16 protein-coding genes and 1 pseudogene are annotated in these 15,299 nt (G+C 70.7%); 3 read left to right on the top strand and 14 right to left on the bottom strand.

Translation table 11 applies throughout. The features are described 5' to 3' along the window. From OG485_RS27810 to OG485_RS27760, 11 genes and pseudogenes are all read right to left on the bottom strand, one after another. Window positions 1-741 carry an ABC transporter permease gene (locus OG485_RS27810; protein ID WP_328671242.1) on the bottom strand — a complete coding sequence of 247 codons (741 nt, stop codon included), beginning with the start codon at window positions 739-741 and terminating at the stop codon, window positions 1-3. Next, window positions 738-1,712, bottom strand: coding sequence for an ABC transporter ATP-binding protein (locus tag OG485_RS27805; protein WP_328671241.1), 975 nt, complete (start codon window positions 1,710-1,712; stop codon window positions 738-740). Before OG485_RS27805 ends, OG485_RS27810 begins: the two co-directional genes overlap by 4 nt. Window positions 1,713-1,976: 264 nt before the next feature. Beyond that, window positions 1,977-4,184 carry a hypothetical protein gene (locus OG485_RS27800; protein ID WP_328671240.1) on the bottom strand — a complete coding sequence of 736 codons (2,208 nt, stop codon included), beginning with the start codon at window positions 4,182-4,184 and terminating at the stop codon, window positions 1,977-1,979. A 160-nt stretch (window positions 4,185-4,344) separates the two neighbouring features. Next, a complete protein-coding gene (locus tag OG485_RS27795; RefSeq protein ID WP_328671239.1) occupies window positions 4,345-4,770 on the bottom strand; it encodes a DUF6113 family protein in 426 nt (141 codons plus the stop codon). Between the two features lie 52 nt (window positions 4,771-4,822). Further along, window positions 4,823-5,725: an N-acetyl-1-D-myo-inositol-2-amino-2-deoxy-alpha-D-glucopyranoside deacetylase gene (gene mshB / locus OG485_RS27790; RefSeq protein ID WP_328671238.1), complete on the bottom strand. Its 903-nt coding sequence runs from the start codon at window positions 5,723-5,725 to the stop codon at window positions 4,823-4,825. A gap of 99 nt (window positions 5,726-5,824) precedes the next feature. Continuing rightward, window positions 5,825-6,277, bottom strand: a complete 453-nt coding sequence (locus tag OG485_RS27785; protein WP_328671237.1) for a PIN domain-containing protein — start codon at window positions 6,275-6,277, stop codon at window positions 5,825-5,827. After that, the gene (locus OG485_RS27780; protein ID WP_328671236.1) at window positions 6,270-6,557 is read right to left on the bottom strand and encodes a type II toxin-antitoxin system Phd/YefM family antitoxin; all 288 of its coding nucleotides are present in this window, start codon (window positions 6,555-6,557) and stop codon (window positions 6,270-6,272) included. The genes OG485_RS27785 and OG485_RS27780 overlap by 8 nt, the downstream gene beginning before the upstream one ends. Before the next feature lie 4 nt (window positions 6,558-6,561). Next, window positions 6,562-6,744: pseudogene (locus tag OG485_RS27775) on the bottom strand (translation initiation factor IF-2); the annotation flags it as partial. A 38-nt stretch (window positions 6,745-6,782) separates the two neighbouring features. Further along, window positions 6,783-7,040 (bottom strand): hypothetical protein, encoded by a 258-nt coding sequence (locus tag OG485_RS27770; RefSeq protein WP_328671235.1) that lies wholly within the window; start codon window positions 7,038-7,040, stop codon window positions 6,783-6,785. Next, complete coding sequence (locus tag OG485_RS27765; RefSeq protein ID WP_328671234.1) at window positions 7,037-7,384, bottom strand: hypothetical protein; 348 nt, start codon at window positions 7,382-7,384, stop codon at window positions 7,037-7,039. The genes OG485_RS27770 and OG485_RS27765 overlap by 4 nt, the downstream gene beginning before the upstream one ends. Before the next feature lie 180 nt (window positions 7,385-7,564). After that, window positions 7,565-8,611 (bottom strand): helix-turn-helix domain-containing protein, encoded by a 1,047-nt coding sequence (locus OG485_RS27760; RefSeq protein ID WP_328671233.1) that lies wholly within the window; start codon window positions 8,609-8,611, stop codon window positions 7,565-7,567. Window positions 8,612-9,201: 590 nt separating this feature from the next. On the opposite strand from OG485_RS27760, the gene OG485_RS27750 reads away from it, so the two are divergent. After that, window positions 9,202-10,077: a helix-turn-helix domain-containing protein gene (locus tag OG485_RS27750; protein ID WP_328674690.1), complete on the top strand. Its 876-nt coding sequence runs from the start codon at window positions 9,202-9,204 to the stop codon at window positions 10,075-10,077. After that, a complete protein-coding gene (locus OG485_RS27745; protein WP_328671232.1) occupies window positions 10,074-10,283 on the top strand; it encodes a DUF397 domain-containing protein in 210 nt (69 codons plus the stop codon). The genes OG485_RS27750 and OG485_RS27745 overlap by 4 nt, the downstream gene beginning before the upstream one ends. Before the next feature lie 318 nt (window positions 10,284-10,601). Here OG485_RS27745 and OG485_RS27740 read toward each other — a convergent pair whose 3' ends face one another. After that, complete coding sequence (locus tag OG485_RS27740; RefSeq protein WP_037620693.1) at window positions 10,602-10,796, bottom strand: hypothetical protein; 195 nt, start codon at window positions 10,794-10,796, stop codon at window positions 10,602-10,604. Between the two features lie 186 nt (window positions 10,797-10,982). Here OG485_RS27740 and OG485_RS27735 point away from each other — a divergent pair, with 186 nt between their 5' ends. Continuing rightward, window positions 10,983-13,112: a S9 family peptidase gene (locus OG485_RS27735; RefSeq protein ID WP_328671231.1), complete on the top strand. Its 2,130-nt coding sequence runs from the start codon at window positions 10,983-10,985 to the stop codon at window positions 13,110-13,112. A gap of 158 nt (window positions 13,113-13,270) precedes the next feature. Here OG485_RS27735 and OG485_RS27730 read toward each other — a convergent pair whose 3' ends face one another. Together OG485_RS27730 and OG485_RS27725 are read right to left on the bottom strand one after the other, a co-directional pair. Then, a complete protein-coding gene (locus OG485_RS27730) occupies window positions 13,271-14,332 on the bottom strand; it encodes an ABC transporter ATP-binding protein (RefSeq protein WP_328671230.1) in 1,062 nt (353 codons plus the stop codon). After that, on the bottom strand, window positions 14,313-15,299 hold the full coding sequence (locus OG485_RS27725; protein ID WP_328671229.1) for an ABC transporter ATP-binding protein: 987 nt from the start codon (window positions 15,297-15,299) through the stop codon (window positions 14,313-14,315). The genes OG485_RS27730 and OG485_RS27725 overlap by 20 nt, the downstream gene beginning before the upstream one ends.

Genomic DNA, 15,299 nt, shown 5'->3' with positions numbered 1-15,299 from the left:
TCACGCCTTCAGCGTGTCCTTCCGGTACAGCCAGGCCGCGCCGCCCGCGAAGAGGGCGAAGGAGACGGCGAGGATGGCGATGTCCTTCGCGTGCGGGGCGTTCCCCAGTTCGATGGCCTGCCCCAGGGCAGCGTACGCGTGCGTGGGGAGCCATTTCGCGATGTTCTGGAGCCAGTCGGGGAAGGTCGTCGTCGGCATCCACAGGCCGCCGAGCATCGACAGGCCGAAGTAGACGATCATCGTGATCGGCCGGACCGCGTCCCCGCTGGCGAGGTAGCCGATGGCGACACCGAGCGCGGCGAAGACCAGGCTGCCGGCCCAGATCACGCCGGTGAGCGCGAACCACTGCCAGGTGTCCAGGCGTACGTCCTTCACGGCCGCGGCGACCACGAAGACGATCACGATCGACGGCAGGCTGATCACGGCGGCGCTGGCCGTCTTGGCGAACACATAGCCGCGGCCGGGCAGCGGGGTGAGCCGCAGCTGCCGTACCCAGCCGCTCTCCCGCTCCTTCGCGATGCGCTCGCTGTTGCCCATGAGGACGGCGGTCAGGGCGCCGAAGGAGGCCATGGAGACCATGAAGAAGGTCGGCAGGGCCAGGCCGGTGCCGTCCACCTTCGTGGTGCTGTCGGCGCTGCCCGCGATCAGCAGGAACAGGGCCGAGGGGTAGATGACCGAGAAGAACAGGAACTTGCGGTTGCGCAGGGCGCGGGTGATCTCCAGCTTGATGAGACTGTTCACTTGGACGCGGCCTCCTCGGCGACGGCGCGGGGGGCGTCTTCGGCCGCTCCGCGGGTGGCCTCTTCGGCCTCGGTGATGGCGACGAAGGCCTGCTCCAGACCGAGCCCGGCGACTTCGAGGTTGCGGGGGTAGACGCCGAGCCCGTACAGCGCGTGGACGGTGGCGTCCGCGTCGGAGGACTGGATACGGACGGTCTGTCCGGAAACATCCACCGCGGTGAGGAAGGGCAGCGCGCGCAGCGGGGCCTCGTCGATCGTGCCCTCCAGGTCGAAGGAGACGCGGCGCGCTCCGGCCTTGGCCTTGATCTCGGCGGCGGTGCCGTCGGCCAGCAGCCGTCCGCGGTGCAGGACGAGCACGCGGTCGGCTATGGCGTCGGCCTCCTCCAGGTAGTGCGTGGCGAACAGGACCGTACGGCCCTGGTCGGCCTGCTCGCGCATGGTGGCCCAGAAGGCCTGCCGGGCGGAGACGTCCATGCCGGTGGTGGGCTCGTCGAGGACGATCAGATCGCTGTCGCCGGCCGTGGCGAGGGCGAAGCGGACGCGCTGCGCCTGGCCGCCGGAGAGCTTGTTGACCTTGCGGTCGGCGATCTGGGCGATGCCGGCGCGGGCGAGGACGTCACGGGGGCGGTACGGCCTCGGGTGCAGGTCGCAGGCGAGCTTGACCAGTTCACCGACGGTGACCTCGTCCATCAGCCCGCCGCTCTGGAGCATGGCGCCCACCCGGCCGGCGACGATCGCCTCGCGCGGGCCGGTCCCGAACACCCGGACCGTGCCGCTGTCGGCGTTCTTGAGGCCGAGCAGCAGGTCCAGGGTGGTCGACTTGCCCGCGCCGTTGGGGCCCAGCAGGGCCACGGTCTCGCCCGGGTGGAGTTCGAGTGTCAGCCCGTCCACGGCCCGGACGGTCCCGTAGCTCTTGGTCACCGATTCGAACCGGACCACCGACGGGGTGGTGGTCGCCGCAGTCGTTGTCATGCCGTCCATCGTGGTGGAGGGCGGGGTGCGCGCGGCAGTGTGGTGTGTCCTGGACGGCGGATGACAGATGTCATGCGACGGCCCGAACCACTGTCATGTCCGCCGCCTCGGACGAGGTCGGGGCCGCCCCGGGCGACTGTCGTGTTCGGCGACCGCGGACGGCTCTCGGGTCGGCGGCTCTCGGGTCGGCGGCCCCCGAACGACACGAGGGCGCCCGGCCGGTGGAGTTCCGGCCGGGCGCCCTCGACGCGTGAGCTGCGCCCCTCAGCTGGGGTTCTTGGAGATGGTGATGACGCGGTCGGCGGCCGTCTTCCCGACGAGCGCCCTGCCGACGGCCGAGGCCACGTCCTGCGGGCTCACGGCCTTCTGGCTGCCGTCGCCCCTGGTGATCGTCACCCCGTCGAAGGCGTGACCGTACAGCTCCTCGAGCGCCTTGAGGTCGTAGTGCTCGACGAGCTTGCCCTGGACCGGCTGGACGCTCAGGAACTTCCAGATGGACTTCTGCGGGCTGAAGGAGACGCTGTGGGCCGCGTCCGTCTGGACGGTGATGTTCGCGGACATGGCGACGTTCGCGAACGTCGACATCTTCCGGTCCACCTCGGCCTTGCTGACCGTCGGCTGACGGGTCGTGGTGGCGACCTTCACCGGAGTGGCCGTGTCGCTCTCCACCTGGGTGCGGTACGCGTCCTGGACGGCCTGCAGCGAGGGTCCGACGTCGATGCCCTTGCCGGCCTTGCCGTAGACCGGGACGGCCTTGCCGGCCTGGAACTTGATCGTGCCGTCGCTCGCCGAACCCGAGCCGCTCGCGGCGCGCTCCAGAGCGGCCTGGAGCTTCTCCTTGTCGACGGGCATCACGGGCTCCACCACGCGTCCCTGGCCGAACAGCGAGCCGATCACCGAGATCGGGTTGTAGTCGCTGCCCGCGGCGGCGCGGACGGTGGCCTGGCTGTCCAGCTGGAGTCCGGCCTGGTCGGGCTTGAGCTGGACCGTGTCGCCGTCGACGGACAGCGTGAGCGGCTTGGCCGTCCGCCGGCCGAGGGCGTCGTCGAGCTTCTGGACGGCGTCGTCACGGGTGCCGCCGCCGATGTCGACGCCGAGCACCGTGGTGCCCTTGGGCACGTCCGAGTGGTTCATGAGCAGGCCGGCTCCGTAGGCGCCGACGGCGAGGACCACGACGAGGGCCACGAGGAGCGCCCGCTTGCGGCTCTTCTTCTTCGCCGGCTTCGACGGGGCGGAGGGCTGGCGGACCGGCTCGGGGAGCTTCGGCGGGGTGTACGAGCGGGGACCGTTGCCGTTGGCGGGCTCCCCGTCGTACGCGAAGTTCTGGCTGGGCGACACGACGGGCATACCGCTGGTCAGGGTGTGCCCGGAGACGTTCTCCGCGGGGGCGCCGTAGGCACCGGGTCCCGGGTCGGGTGCCGGCTTCTGCGGGGTGAGGATCGCGGTGTCATCGCTGAGACCGCCGCTCAGACCGCCGTGTGTGCCGGTGTATCCCGTGCCCGTGCCCGTGCCCGTGCCCGTGTTCCGGTTGCCGGAGGCCGGACCGGACCGCGCGGCCAGGCTGCCGGGGGCCGCGCCCGCACCGCCCGGAGGCCGCAGCGGGCCGTCGCCGGTGACGGGACCGCCGGTCGGACCGGCCGGGCCGCCACGGCCCGAGCGGCCGGGCTCGGAGAAGTACGGCAGGTCGTCGCGGCGCGGTTCGCCGGACCCCGCGGACGCGCCGGCCGTTCCGGACCCGCCGGGCGAGCCGATGGCCGGGAAGGAGCCGGTGTCGCGCAGCGCCCCGGAGACGTCGAAGGAGCCCGTGCCGCCGCCGTGACCGGGGGCCACGGGTCCGGAACCGGTGGCCCCGGGGAGCGCGGCGCCGTTCGCACCGCCGGGCCGGACGCCACCGGTGATGCCCAGGGGACCGGCGCCGGGGGACGGCGCCGGACGTCCCGCGCCCGGCGAGGCCGCGGAGGGCGCGGTGCCGACGGGAGCCGAACCGCCCGGCAGGCCCGCACCGTTGGTCGAGCCGCCGCCCGTTGCGCCCTTGGGGGGCGCGCCGGCCCTGCGGGGCGCGAACCACTCGCTCGTCTTCTCCTCGGCCGGCGCGGGCTGGTCCACGGGCGCGGGGGCGGACGGGGCGGGGGTGGTGGCCGTCGTCGCGGGGGCGCCCGCGGGCGAACTCGTGCCCTGCGGCGCCGGTGTACCGGTCCCCGCGCCGTCGCCGCCCTCGGGCGAGGCGTCGGCGACGGGTGTACGCACGACCACGGGCGGGATGGGCCGCGATCCGGGGATGTTGATCCGGATCCGTGTCGTCAGGGTTGTCTCGGTCTTGCGCTCCTCCGTCGGCTTGCCGGCGGCCGAACGGCCCGCGTCGGCACCGTTCTCGGAAGCCGCGGGGGTGCCGTACGGCGGCGTCCCCGACGGGTACGCGGCTCCACCGCGCCCGTTGGGCCCGGAGGACGAACTGTCAGTTTCACGACTCAAGGCAGGTTCTCCCGGTTGGCTCCGCCGCCCGTTTACTCGACCTCATCTCGGGCAGCTCGGCGGCGCGCACCACCATACTGGCCATGTCCGGCCCGCAAACCTCGCACGGTGAGGAATCTCGCACGGGACCCGCACGGGACCGATACGGCGAACTGGTACGTCACTTGCCAACTCGGGCGCTGGAAAGGCCTGGTTGCCGCCCCTGGCCGAGAGTGGCACACATCACAGCCAGGGCCATGCCTCCGAGCAGGAAGAGATACGAGACGACCCCCGCGCCGAAGAGGAAGTCCCCTTCCGGGCGGCTGGCGGTGAGCAGGACGACGGCGACCATCCAGCCCGCCGCGGGGGCGACGGCTCCGGCCCGGGAGCCCGCCGCGCGCGCGCCGCCCAGGAAGAGTCCGGCGGCGCCCGCCAGAGCGAGCAGCAGCCCGAACGGGAACCAGCCCGGCTGCACCAGCGCCCCGGCGACGCCGACCACGGCACCGAGCAGGAAAAGCCCCAGATAGGCGACGATCCGCCCGCCCGAGGGGCGCCTCAGCGGCTGGGCGAGCATGCTCGCTCCGCCGCGCTGTCCGTTCACGCTCATCGCGGATCCGTCCCTCGCCGGGTCGTCGTGGTCCTCGTCGTGCCCGCGCCGGTCACAGCCCGCTCCCCGGGGCGGTGCCGGTCCCCTCGAAGAGGTCCCTCTCGCGCGCCGCGGGCCGCGGGGCGCCGGCCAGTTCGTAGTACTCGGTGGTGAAGAGCGGCTGGGCCAGCTCGTTCGAGAGGACGAACCAGGGCCCGTCCACGGTGATCTGGGTGGCGTGCGCCCGCATCGCGGCGGCCTTGGCGGTGGCGTACGCGGAGCCGTCGATCTCGGTGGTGACGGTCGCCTCGTCGACCACGCCGGGCACGTCGTCGACGGCCGCCGCCCGGTCGAACGGCAGCTCGGGCAGGGCCTCGCGCAGGCGGGCGAACGCCTCCTCGGCCACCGGGCGCGGCACCCGGTTCCAGTAGGTCTTAGCGATCCGCCACGCGCCGCCGAGGTCGGGTCGGTGGGCGGGCTCCGCGGCCAGTTCGGCGGCGCGCACGGCCACGCGATGGGCCTGGATGTGGTCGGGGTGCCCATAGCCCCCGTCGGGGTCATAGGTGACGAGCACCTGGGGACGCACTTCGCGGATCACCTCCACGAGGTGGTCGGCGGCGTCATCGACCTCCGCGGCCCAGAAGGCGCCGGGGCGGTGGTTCTGCTCGGCGCCCATCATCCCGGAGTCGCGGAACCGCCCGGGGCCGCCCAGGAAGCGGTGGTCGGCGACGCCCAGTTCCTTCATGGCGGCGCTCAGCTCACCGGTCCGGTAGGGGCCGAGTCCGCCCTCGCGGTCGGGGGCGAGATGGGCGAGTTCGGGCGGGATGACCTCGCCCTCCTCGCCGAGGGTGCAGGTCACCAGCGTCACCTGGGCGCCCTCGGCCGCGTAGCGGGCCATGGTCGCGCCGTTGTTGATCGACTCGTCGTCCGGATGCGCGTGCACCAGGAGCAGACGCCGGTCGGGCAGTTCCGTCATGGAACCCACCCTACGAGGCGGCTCCGCTGCCGGGCGTCCCCCCGTACTCCCGTCGGCTTTCGGCTCCCGCCGACAACGGATCGAAGTGCTCCGGCGGCGTCAGAAGCCGTCGGGGAGCAACCGGAAGGCGGGCTGGCCGGTGAGCGGGCGCATCATGCGGAAATGGCTGTCCGTCGTGAAGATGTCGGCTGTCCGGAAAGCCGCCGCCAGGGCGACGTTCATCGCGTCCACCAGACCCACTCCCGCCCCGCCGTCCGCATCGACGTACCCGCGCATCACCGCCATGGCGGTTCTCAGGTGCGGTGCGGTGTCGGGAATCTCGAACCGGCGGGCCTCTGCCTGGCCGGTGACGAAGTCCAGTGCGTTCATGGCGGCCTTGGTGCCGACTCGCGAGGTCAGCAGGTAGTCCAGTTCGGTGAGCACCATGGGTGACACGACGAGGTGCCCTGTTTGTGCCAGAGCCGCCCGGTGAGCGGAGTGGCCGGGGTCCTTCGGTGTGAACAGTCGGTACAGGGCGTTCGTGTCGGCGATGGCGACCTGGATGTCAGCCATCGGTTCCCTCGCCGACGCCTTCGCCCAGACCCCGTAGCGTCGCCTCGATCTCGTCGTCGTCGAGCACGGGGCCACCCAGGTCCGGGAAGTCCAGGTCGCCCATGGGATCGGTGCGGAACGGATACGCGGGTCGGCCCGTCAGCGCACCGCGCGGCACGATGTCTCCTATCGGAACGCCGTCCTTGGTGATGGTCACCGTCTCCCCTGCCGCCACTCGGGCCAGGACACGCGATGTCTGCTGATTGAGCTCCCTGAGCGGGACCTCCGCGCTCTCACTCATTTTTTCACTGTACTACTCGTTCTACATCGATGCCGGGCGACGGCCGACGGGCGGCCGCATCGCATCGGACGGCCGCCCGGAGGCCGGACCGGCAGTCCCGGCAGCGGCCTGGTTCCGGTGCGCGGAAGGCCCGCTCGCAGCCGTCGCAGGTCTGGAGCGGGTGCCTGACTTCCGGCGGCCGAACGGCCGCTGTCACGCGGTCTCGGAAGCCGACGAGCCGAAGGTTCAGAAACCCAGATACGTGATCTGAACGACGTAGACGCGCTCGCTCCGCACAACGACCTGGTAAGAGAACATCCCGCCGGGAACGATGATGTCGCCGCCCTTCGGGTCGCCGCCTTCATGGGCCCGACCGTGAACGTGGAAGGCTTCGGCCGCCCTGACCAGTTCGTCCGCCTTTGCTTCCACTTTGATGAGGAAGTCGGCCGGAGCGACACGAGCGGTTTCCTCCGCTCCGAAGGCGTACTCCCACTTCCAACTCACGCGCGAACTGCCTTCATGGCCTCGTCCAGGACGGAGGCCAGTTCCCGCAGGGCCTCCTGGGCGATGGCCGGGTCCTCGTGTTCCAGATGGCTCTTCGCCTGGGAGTAACGGGCGGACAGATCAGGGCGACGGGCGATCTCGATGTCTCTGGCCCAGATCAGGACCCAGCTCTGCACGGGGCTGAGGGACTGCCATTCGACCGCTTTGGCGAATGCCTCGTCCTTCTTGGCCTGCATCTCCCTCAGACGGCCCGGGTCGACGACGGCGAGAGCCGCGCGCAGGGCGTCAGGGGTCTGCTCAGGACGGGGGATCAGCTCGTGCCCGTGATCAGACTGGGTGCTCATCATGTCCTCCTGGGGATTCCCCCGCCAGAGTAACGAGCCAGGGCGGCAGTCGAGCCGGCCTCGGCAGGAGGCCGGAAGCGCGTCGCCCGGGTTTCTGTCCACAACAGGGGAGCCGACCATGCGAACCCTGAACCTTTCTTGTCGCGAAGCCGATGACCTGGACGCCTGAACAAGCGCCTGTCAGGCAGCCGCCGGGACGCTCACCCGGCAGTCGCGGCAGCGGCCGCCGGGTTCTGGCGCCCGGAAGGCGCGGTCGCAGCCGTCGCAGGTCTGGAGGGGGTGCCGAACGGCTGATGGCTGGGCGGTGGACGGCGGGGCAGGCGCTCGGAACGGGGGCGGCGGTGGCAGTTGCGCGGCCAGGCGATGGGCCAGGAGAGCGGCCGGGCGCCGTAGTAGACCTTCGGGCGGTAGGTCGGTGGTGAGTGCGTGGCGTACGGCGGCGACGCTGACGTCGCGCTCCAGCCAGGCGGCGACACCCGGGGCCAGGTGGGCACTGTCGCAGGCGGAGAAGAGCAGGCGGGGGTCGTCACGACGCAGGCCCGCGAGGAGCTCCGAGCCGGCCCGTAGGAGCCCTGGGGCCCCACAGGCGGGTTGCGGTACTGCTGGGAGGGGCTTGCGGGGCGCACGGGGCCTGGAGCGCCCTGGGGCGGGGCGCTCATGCCTTGCGTGTGCCGGGGTGGAGTACCCGGGGGCGAGGCGTCCCCATGTGGAATGCCCCGGCATGGAGTTCGCCGGGGTCGAGTGCTCCGGCGTGGAGTGGGGCGAGGTGGGCCGGGCGGGTTCGGAGGCGGCCCCGGGAACGACCTCGGGAACCGCCTCGGGGGCGGGGCGGTGGCCCGGCTGGTTGCAGGAGACCGTGCGGGTGACGATCCGGCCGCCGGGGACGCGTTCGCGGGTGCGGCGGAGGTAGCCGTGGGCTTCGAGCTCGCGCAGGGCGGCGGCGATACGGACCGCACCCTCGGGGAAGCGGGCGGCCAGGGTCTTGATGTCCACGGGGGCGCCGGCCGGGAGGGACTGGATGTGGGCGCCGAGTCCGATCGCCAGCCCGGACAATTCCGGGTGCTGGGCGAGGTGGTTGCCGATCACCGTGAAGCGGGTGGTGTGCCGGGTGTTCTCGTGGACGAGGCCACCGCGGGAACGGGGTTGCCGGGTACGGGATTCGTCGGCCGGACCGGCCGCAACACGGGACTGGGCGCGCGGGGGCGCGCTAGGGTTCTGCGTATCCATCGGGAAGCTCTCTTCTTCCTCGGTGGTCAGGCCCTCGCACTGGGATTGGCGTCCCGGCGAGGGCCGTCGCATGTCTGCTGTTGTGTTGCGCTGAGCGTAGGGCAGGCAACCGGTGCCGAATCCAGCCCAGTTGGCGATGTTCACCCGCGCGAGTGAGTTGGCCCGGCGGGCGGGAGGGGTGGGGCTTGGTCGGGTTCTTTCACCTGTGGGTTCTTGGAAAAAAGAACGCCCGTCGCACCGAAGCACGGACGGCCGGGTTCCGGTGCGCAATCGGATTCCGCCCACACCGTCTTGCGCGGAGGCGGTCCCGGCACGAAGCCCAGCGGTCGGCCAGAGCTTCCACCAGGACGAGGCCACGGCCGGCCCCGGCGTCGGTCGGCAGCTTCTGATGGGGTCCTTGAGTTGACTCTCCAGGGCGGCGATTTCTTGATTCACGTCACTCAGCGTCGTGACGCACACCTACCGTGAACAGTGACGAAGTCGATGCGTACGGTGACTGTCCGGAGGTTGTCCGGTCATGTCCGGGCTGTCCGGAACCGTCGTACGGGTACGGCACGTCGAGGCACAGCGGTACGGCGGAGGGGTGCGGGATGTCGGTGGACGGCGACGTGAGGCAGCTCAAGGGCGAGGCGGACGAGCCGGGCTGGGAGGTGGACCCGGACGACGACTGGGGTGTGGCGGTCGTCGCCACCGTCGCGCGTCAACTCAAGCTGCGCCGCGAGTCGGTGGGGATGCGGGCCGCCGAGTTCGGCGAGGCCGTGGGGTACGGCGAGGACATGGTCTACAAGATCGAGGGTGGGAAGCGGATCCCCCGACCCGAGTATCTGGACAGGGCCGACGAGGTGCTGGGAGCGGGTGGGTTGCTCTCGGCGATGAAGGAGGACGTGAAGAGGGTCCGGTATCCGAAGAAGGTTCGGGATCTGGCCCAGATGGAAGCGCGCGCAGTGGAGATCGGGGTGTACGAGTGCTGCAGCATCGCTGGCCTGTTGCAGACGCCCGAACATGCGCGAGCCTTGCTGGAGTCTTGGCAACCAGCCTATTCACACGAGGACTTGGAAAGGCGGGTCGCTGCCCGCATGGCCCGGCTGTCGATTTTCGAGCGGTCACCTGCGCCCGCCCTCGGTTTCGTCCTGGAAGAGGCGACGCTGCGCCGCAAGGTTGGAGGCACAATGGTGCGGCGGCAGCAGTTCGAACGCCTGCTGGAGGTGGGGCGGCTGAACAGCGTCACACTTCAGGTGATGCCGATGGACAGCGCAGCCCATCCCGGCATGAGTGGCCGGATCGAAGTTCTGAAGTTTGAGGACGGGTCAGCAGTGGCGCGCTCGGACGGTGCCTTCAACGGCCACCCGACATCCGATCCCAGACTGCTCCGTGTCCTTGAGCTCCGGTATGGCACCATCCGGGCCCAGGCTCTTCCGCCCGGGGAGTCGCTGGCTCTCGTCGAACGACTGCTGGGAGAGACATGATCCACAAGCCCACTGCCGAAGGCCCTTCCGAACTGGCATGGTTCAAGAGCAGCCACAGCAGCGGTCCCGACGGTGACTCCTGCGTCGAGATCGCCACCACCCCCGGCACCATCCACGTCCGCGACTCCAAAAACGCCGCAGGCCCCCAGCTGGCACTGACGCCGGGAACCTGGGCCGACTTCGTCGCGTACGCGTCCGAAGGCTGACGGGCGCTCAGGCGGCAGGTCTCCGCGACGGCCGTGAACGTCCGGTCGGCGCCCGTGGCCATCCGGATGAGCGCGCGGCTGATCTGTCGTCAGGGAGCCCTCCAGGCCCGTGACGGGTACCGCCCGTGGCCCGGTCGAGAGGTCACCCGACCGCCGGCACGACTTCAGCACTTCGGGTGCCCTCGTCGTGACCGGGTCGCGCCGAACAGGACCCGGCAGGTACAGGCTTCGGACAAGCCCGCCCGTTTCGCCGAGGCCGATCGGGGCAGGCGGGGAGCGCGGCCGGACGCTCTCCCCGCCCCACCGTCCCGGCGCGGATCAGAACTTGATGCTTCCGATCATGCCCGCGATGTTGGTGGTCAGATCGCTGATCGTGGGCGCGATGGTCGAGGAGGCGAGATAGAAGCCGAGAAGCATGCAGACGACCGCGTGCCCGCCTTTCAGTCCTGACTTCTTGATCAGAAGAAAGACGATGATCGCCAGCAGCACCACCGCCGAAATCGAGAGTGCCACGGCGGCTCACCTCCAAAGTTCCCAGGGACTTGGGGTCCGGTACGGGTTCGGACACGAGGGTCGGTCCAGCCTGACATCAGCCAGCAGGTTCCTACCCACACAGCGCTAGTGATCATAACTATCCGTACGCGCGCATCGATCGGCGCACGGCCGCACAAGGGGGCGCATGGCCAATATGGTCGAGGCATGACGAACGAGCCTCTCTCCTTCCCGCGCCGGTACGCCCGCACCCAGCGGTTCACCTCCGGCGCGCCGCGCGCGTTCACCGTGTCCCCCGACGGTTCCCGCGTGGTGTTCCTGCGCTCCCCCTCCGGCACGGAGCGGGCGAACCAACTGTGGGTCCTCGATGTGCCGGAGGGCGGTGAGCGGGTGGTGGCCGACCCCGCGGCCCTGCTCGGCGGGGCGGCCGAGCACCTCTCCCCGGAGGAGCGGGCGCGTCGCGAGCGCAGCCGCGAGGGCGGCGCGGGCATCGTCGGGTATGCCACCGACGCAGCCGCCGAGTTGGCCTGTTTCACCTTGTCAGGGCGGCTGTTCACGGCCGAGCTGCGGGCCGGCACGACGCGTGAACTCCCGGTCCCCGGGCCGGTGATCGACCCGCGGCCCTCTCCGGACGGCACGCTCGTGGCGTACGTGTCCGGGGGCGCGCTGCGGGTCGTCGGAGCCGAGGGCGAGGGCGACCGGGCCCTCGCGGAGCCGGAACCGGCCACGGGCCCCGGCACGGTTTCCTATGGACTGGCCGAGTTCATCGCGGCCGAGGAGATGGGGCGTTCGCGCGGCTTCTGGTGGTCGCCCGAAGGGGACCGGCTGCTCGTCGCGCGGGTCGACGACACGCCCGTACAGCGCTGGTGGATCTCCGATCCGGCGCACCCGGAGACCGAACCGCAGCGGGTCGCCTATCCGGTGGCGGGCAGCGCCAACGCCGAGGTGCGGCTCTACGTGTTCGGGCTCGACGGGGTACGCACCGAGGTCTCCTGGGACCGGTCCCGCTACCCGTATCTGGCACATGCGCACTGGTCAGCCGCCGGTGCGCCGCTGCTTCTGGTGCAGGCGAGGGACCAGCGGAGCCAGCTCTTCCTGGCCGTGGACCCGGACACCGGGGCGACCCGGATGGTGCACGCGGATGAAGATCCAAGTTGGCTGGATCTTTTCCCCGGAGTGCCGTGCTGGAGCCCCGGCGGACAGCTCGTGCGGATCGCCGACGAAGGCGGCGCGCGGGTCCTGTCCTTCGGTGAACGCCCGCTGACCGGAGCCCAGTTGCACGTCCGGGCGGTGCTGGACGTCTCGGCCGACGACGTCCTGATCGCGGCCTCGGCGGGCGAGGGCGCGAGCTCGCCCGAAACGGGTGAAGTACACGTGTACCGGGTGAACGAACTCGGCCTGGAGCGCGTCTCGCAGGAGCCCGGCGTGCACTCGGCCGTGCGCGCCGGGGGCGTGACCGTCCTCGTGTCGTCGGTGCTCGATCAGCCGGGCGCCCAGGTGCAGGTGCTGCGCGAGGGGAAGAAGACCGCGACCATCTCCTCGTACGCCGAAGATCCCGGTTTGTCCCCGCGCGTGACACTCACACAGGGGGGCGCACAGAAAATCCCATGCGCCGTGCTTATGCCTACTGACTACGACGGCGACAATCCCCTACCGGTCCTGCTGGACCCCTACGGCGGTCCGCACGGCCCCCGGGTGCTGGCCGCGCACAACGCCCACCTCACCTCGCAGTGGTTCGCCGACCAGGGCTTCGCGGTCGTCGTCGCCGACGGCCGCGGCACGCCGGGGCGCTCCCCCGCCTGGGAGAAGGCGATCCGCGACGACCTGACGCTCTCCCTCGACGACCAGGTGGAGGCGCTGCACGGACTGGCCGAGCGGTTCCCGCTCGATCTGTCCCGGGTGGCGATCCGCGGCTGGTCGTACGGCGGCTGGCTCGCGGGACTCGCCGTGCTGCGCCGCCCCGACGTCTTCCACGCGGGCATCGCGGGCGCCCCGGTCACGGACTGGCGGCTGTACGACACGCACTACACGGAGCGCTACCTCGGCGACCCGGCGACGAACCCGGCCGTGTACGCGAGGAGTTCGCTGGTCACCGACGAGGGGCTCACCGCGCCCGCCGGGACGCACCGGCCGCTGATGATCGTGCACGGCCTCGCGGACGACAACGTGGTGGTGGCGCACGCGCTGCGGCTCTCCTCGGCGCTGCTGGCCGCCGGCCGCCCGCACGAGGTGCTGCCGCTGTCGGGGGTCACGCACATGACCCCGCAGGAACAGGTCGCCGAGAACCTGCTGCTCCTCCAGGTGGACTTCCTCAAGCGCTCCCTCGGAATGAACTGACCCACCGGAAAAGCAACGAGCCGGGGTGACATGGCGACACCCCGGCTCGTTCACGGCACCCGCACGGCCGTACGGTGTTCACCATGCCGCGTCCGTATATCGGTACCGCTTCCGTCAAGTTGCCTGCGTGTTAACGAAGTTCGCTCACATTTGTGACGCTATGCCGGTCCGTCGGGCGGCTCCTCCGGAGGCACGACCTGCTTCTCCTCCGCGAAGTGACAGGCCGAGTCGTGGGCGGCCGGGCCCTCGATGAGCCGGAACTCGGCCGGCACCGCGAGCAGCGGCACCTCCAGCGTGCAGCGTTCCTGCGCCTTCCAGCAGCGGGTGCGGAACCGGCAGCCGGACGGGATGTGCGCGGGCGAGGGCACGTCCCCGTGGAGGATGATCCGCTCCCGGTGCTCCCGGGCCTCCGGGTCCGGCACGGGCACCGCGGACAGCAGCGCCTGCGTGTAGGGGTGCGTCGGATGGTCGTAGATCTCGACGTCCTTGCCGGTCTCCACGATCCGCCCGAGGTACATCACCCCGACCCGGTCGGAGATGTGCCGCACGATCGACAGGTCGTGCGCGATGAAGACGTAACTGAGCTCGAACTCGGCCTGGAGCCGGTCCAGCAGGTTGATCACCTGCGCCTGCACCGAGACGTCGAGCGCGGAGACCGGCTCGTCGGCGACGATGATCTCGGGCCGCAGCGCCAGGCCCCGCGCGATGCCGATGCGCTGGCGCTGGCCGCCGGAGAACTGGTGCGGATAGCGGTTGATGTACTCCGGGTTGAGGCCGACCACGTCCAGCAGGTCCTGGACCCTGCGCCGCCGGTCGCCCTTCGGCGCGACCTCGGGGTGGATGTCGTACGGCTCCCCGATGATGTCGCCGACGGTCATCCGCGGGTTGAGCGAGGTGTACGGGTCCTGGAACACCATCTGGATGTTGCGGCGTACGGCCTTCAGCGCCTTGCCGGACAGCCGGGTGATGTCCTCGCCCTTGTACTTGATCGCCCCCTCGGTGGGCCGCTCCAGGTTGACGAGCATCTTGGCGACCGTCGACTTGCCGCAGCCGGACTCACCGACGATGCCGAGGGTCTCACCGCGGTCGAGGTGGAAGTCGACGCCGTCGACGGCCTTGACCGCCCCGATCTGCTTCTTGAACAGGATTCCCTGGGTGAGCGGAAAGTGCTTGACCAGTCCGCTGACCTCCAGCAGCGGCTCAGTCGCGGCTTGAGTCATCGAGGCACTCCCTCCAGAAGAAGCAGGCGCTTCCGCGGTCCGCGTCGACCTCCGCGAGCGGCGGCACCTCGGTGCGGCAGATGTCCTGGGCCATCGGGCAGCGCGGGTTGAAGGCGCAGCCCGGCGGGATGTGCATCAGGTTGGGCGGCAGCCCCTTGATGGCGTACAGCTCCTGGCCCTTCTGGTCGAGCCGGGGGATCGAGTCCAGGAGCCCCTTCGTGTAGGGGTGGGCGGGCGCCTTGTAGATGTCGTGGACCGGGGCCGTCTCGACGATCCGGCCCGCGTACATCACCGCGATCTTGTCGGCGACGTCCGCGACCACGCCGAGGTCGTGGGTGATGAGGATGAGCCCCATGTGGAGCTCGCGCTGGAGTTCGGCGAGCAGGTCCATGACCTGGGCCTGCACGGTGACGTCGAGCGCGGTGGTCGGTTCGTCGGCGATGATCAGGGCGGGCTCCAGGGCCAGCGCCATGGCGATCATGATGCGCTGGCGCATACCGCCGGAGAACTGGTGCGGATAGTCGCGCACGCGCTCGGCGGCACCCGGGATGCGCACGTGCTCCATCAGCTCGATCGCCTTGGCGCGGGCTTCCTTGCGTTTCATCCCGCGGTGCACGATGAACATCTCGCCGAGCTGGTCGCCGACGCTGATCACGGGGTTCAGGGACGACAGCGCGTCCTGGAAGATCATCGCCATCTCGGCGCCGCGCACCTTGCGCCGTTCCTCCTCCTTGAACTTCAGCAGGTCCTTGCCCTGGAAGAGGATCTCGCCGCCGGTGATCTTCCCGGGCGGCATGTCGAGAATGCCCATCACGGCCTGGGCGGTCACCGACTTGCCGGAGCCGGACTCGCCGAGCACGGCGAGCGTCTCGCCCTCGTCGACGCTGTAGTTGACCCCGTTGACGGCCTTGGCGACACCGTCCCGGGTCCTGAACTCCACGTGTAGATCACGCACTTCGAGCAGCAC

The sequence above is a fragment of the Streptomyces sp. NBC_00328 genome (assembly GCF_036139655.1).
In the GTDB taxonomy this organism is placed as follows: Bacteria; Actinomycetota; Actinomycetes; order Streptomycetales; family Streptomycetaceae; genus Streptomyces.
The sequence above is the reverse complement of the archived record's forward strand: the minus strand, read 5'-3'. Positions and strand labels throughout refer to the sequence as shown.

Coding starts and splice junctions, on each gene's coding strand:
- OG485_RS27785 (WP_328671237.1), bottom strand. CDS start 6,277: ATGGCTGACATCCAGGTCGCCATCGCCGACACGAACGCCCTGTACCGA.
- OG485_RS27735 (WP_328671231.1), top strand. CDS start 10,983: ATGACGAACGAGCCTCTCTCCTTCCCGCGCCGGTACGCCCGCACCCAG.
- OG485_RS27750 (WP_328674690.1), top strand. CDS start 9,202: ATGTCGGTGGACGGCGACGTGAGGCAGCTCAAGGGCGAGGCGGACGAG.
- OG485_RS27760 (WP_328671233.1), bottom strand. CDS start 8,611: ATGGATACGCAGAACCCTAGCGCGCCCCCGCGCGCCCAGTCCCGTGTT.
- OG485_RS27745 (WP_328671232.1), top strand. CDS start 10,074: ATGATCCACAAGCCCACTGCCGAAGGCCCTTCCGAACTGGCATGGTTC.
- mshB (WP_328671238.1), bottom strand. CDS start 5,725: ATGACGGAACTGCCCGACCGGCGTCTGCTCCTGGTGCACGCGCATCCG.
- OG485_RS27780 (WP_328671236.1), bottom strand. CDS start 6,557: ATGAGTGAGAGCGCGGAGGTCCCGCTCAGGGAGCTCAATCAGCAGACA.
- OG485_RS27730 (WP_328671230.1), bottom strand. CDS start 14,332: ATGACTCAAGCCGCGACTGAGCCGCTGCTGGAGGTCAGCGGACTGGTC.
- OG485_RS27765 (WP_328671234.1), bottom strand. CDS start 7,384: ATGAGCACCCAGTCTGATCACGGGCACGAGCTGATCCCCCGTCCTGAG.
- OG485_RS27805 (WP_328671241.1), bottom strand. CDS start 1,712: ATGACAACGACTGCGGCGACCACCACCCCGTCGGTGGTCCGGTTCGAA.
- OG485_RS27795 (WP_328671239.1), bottom strand. CDS start 4,770: ATGAGCGTGAACGGACAGCGCGGCGGAGCGAGCATGCTCGCCCAGCCG.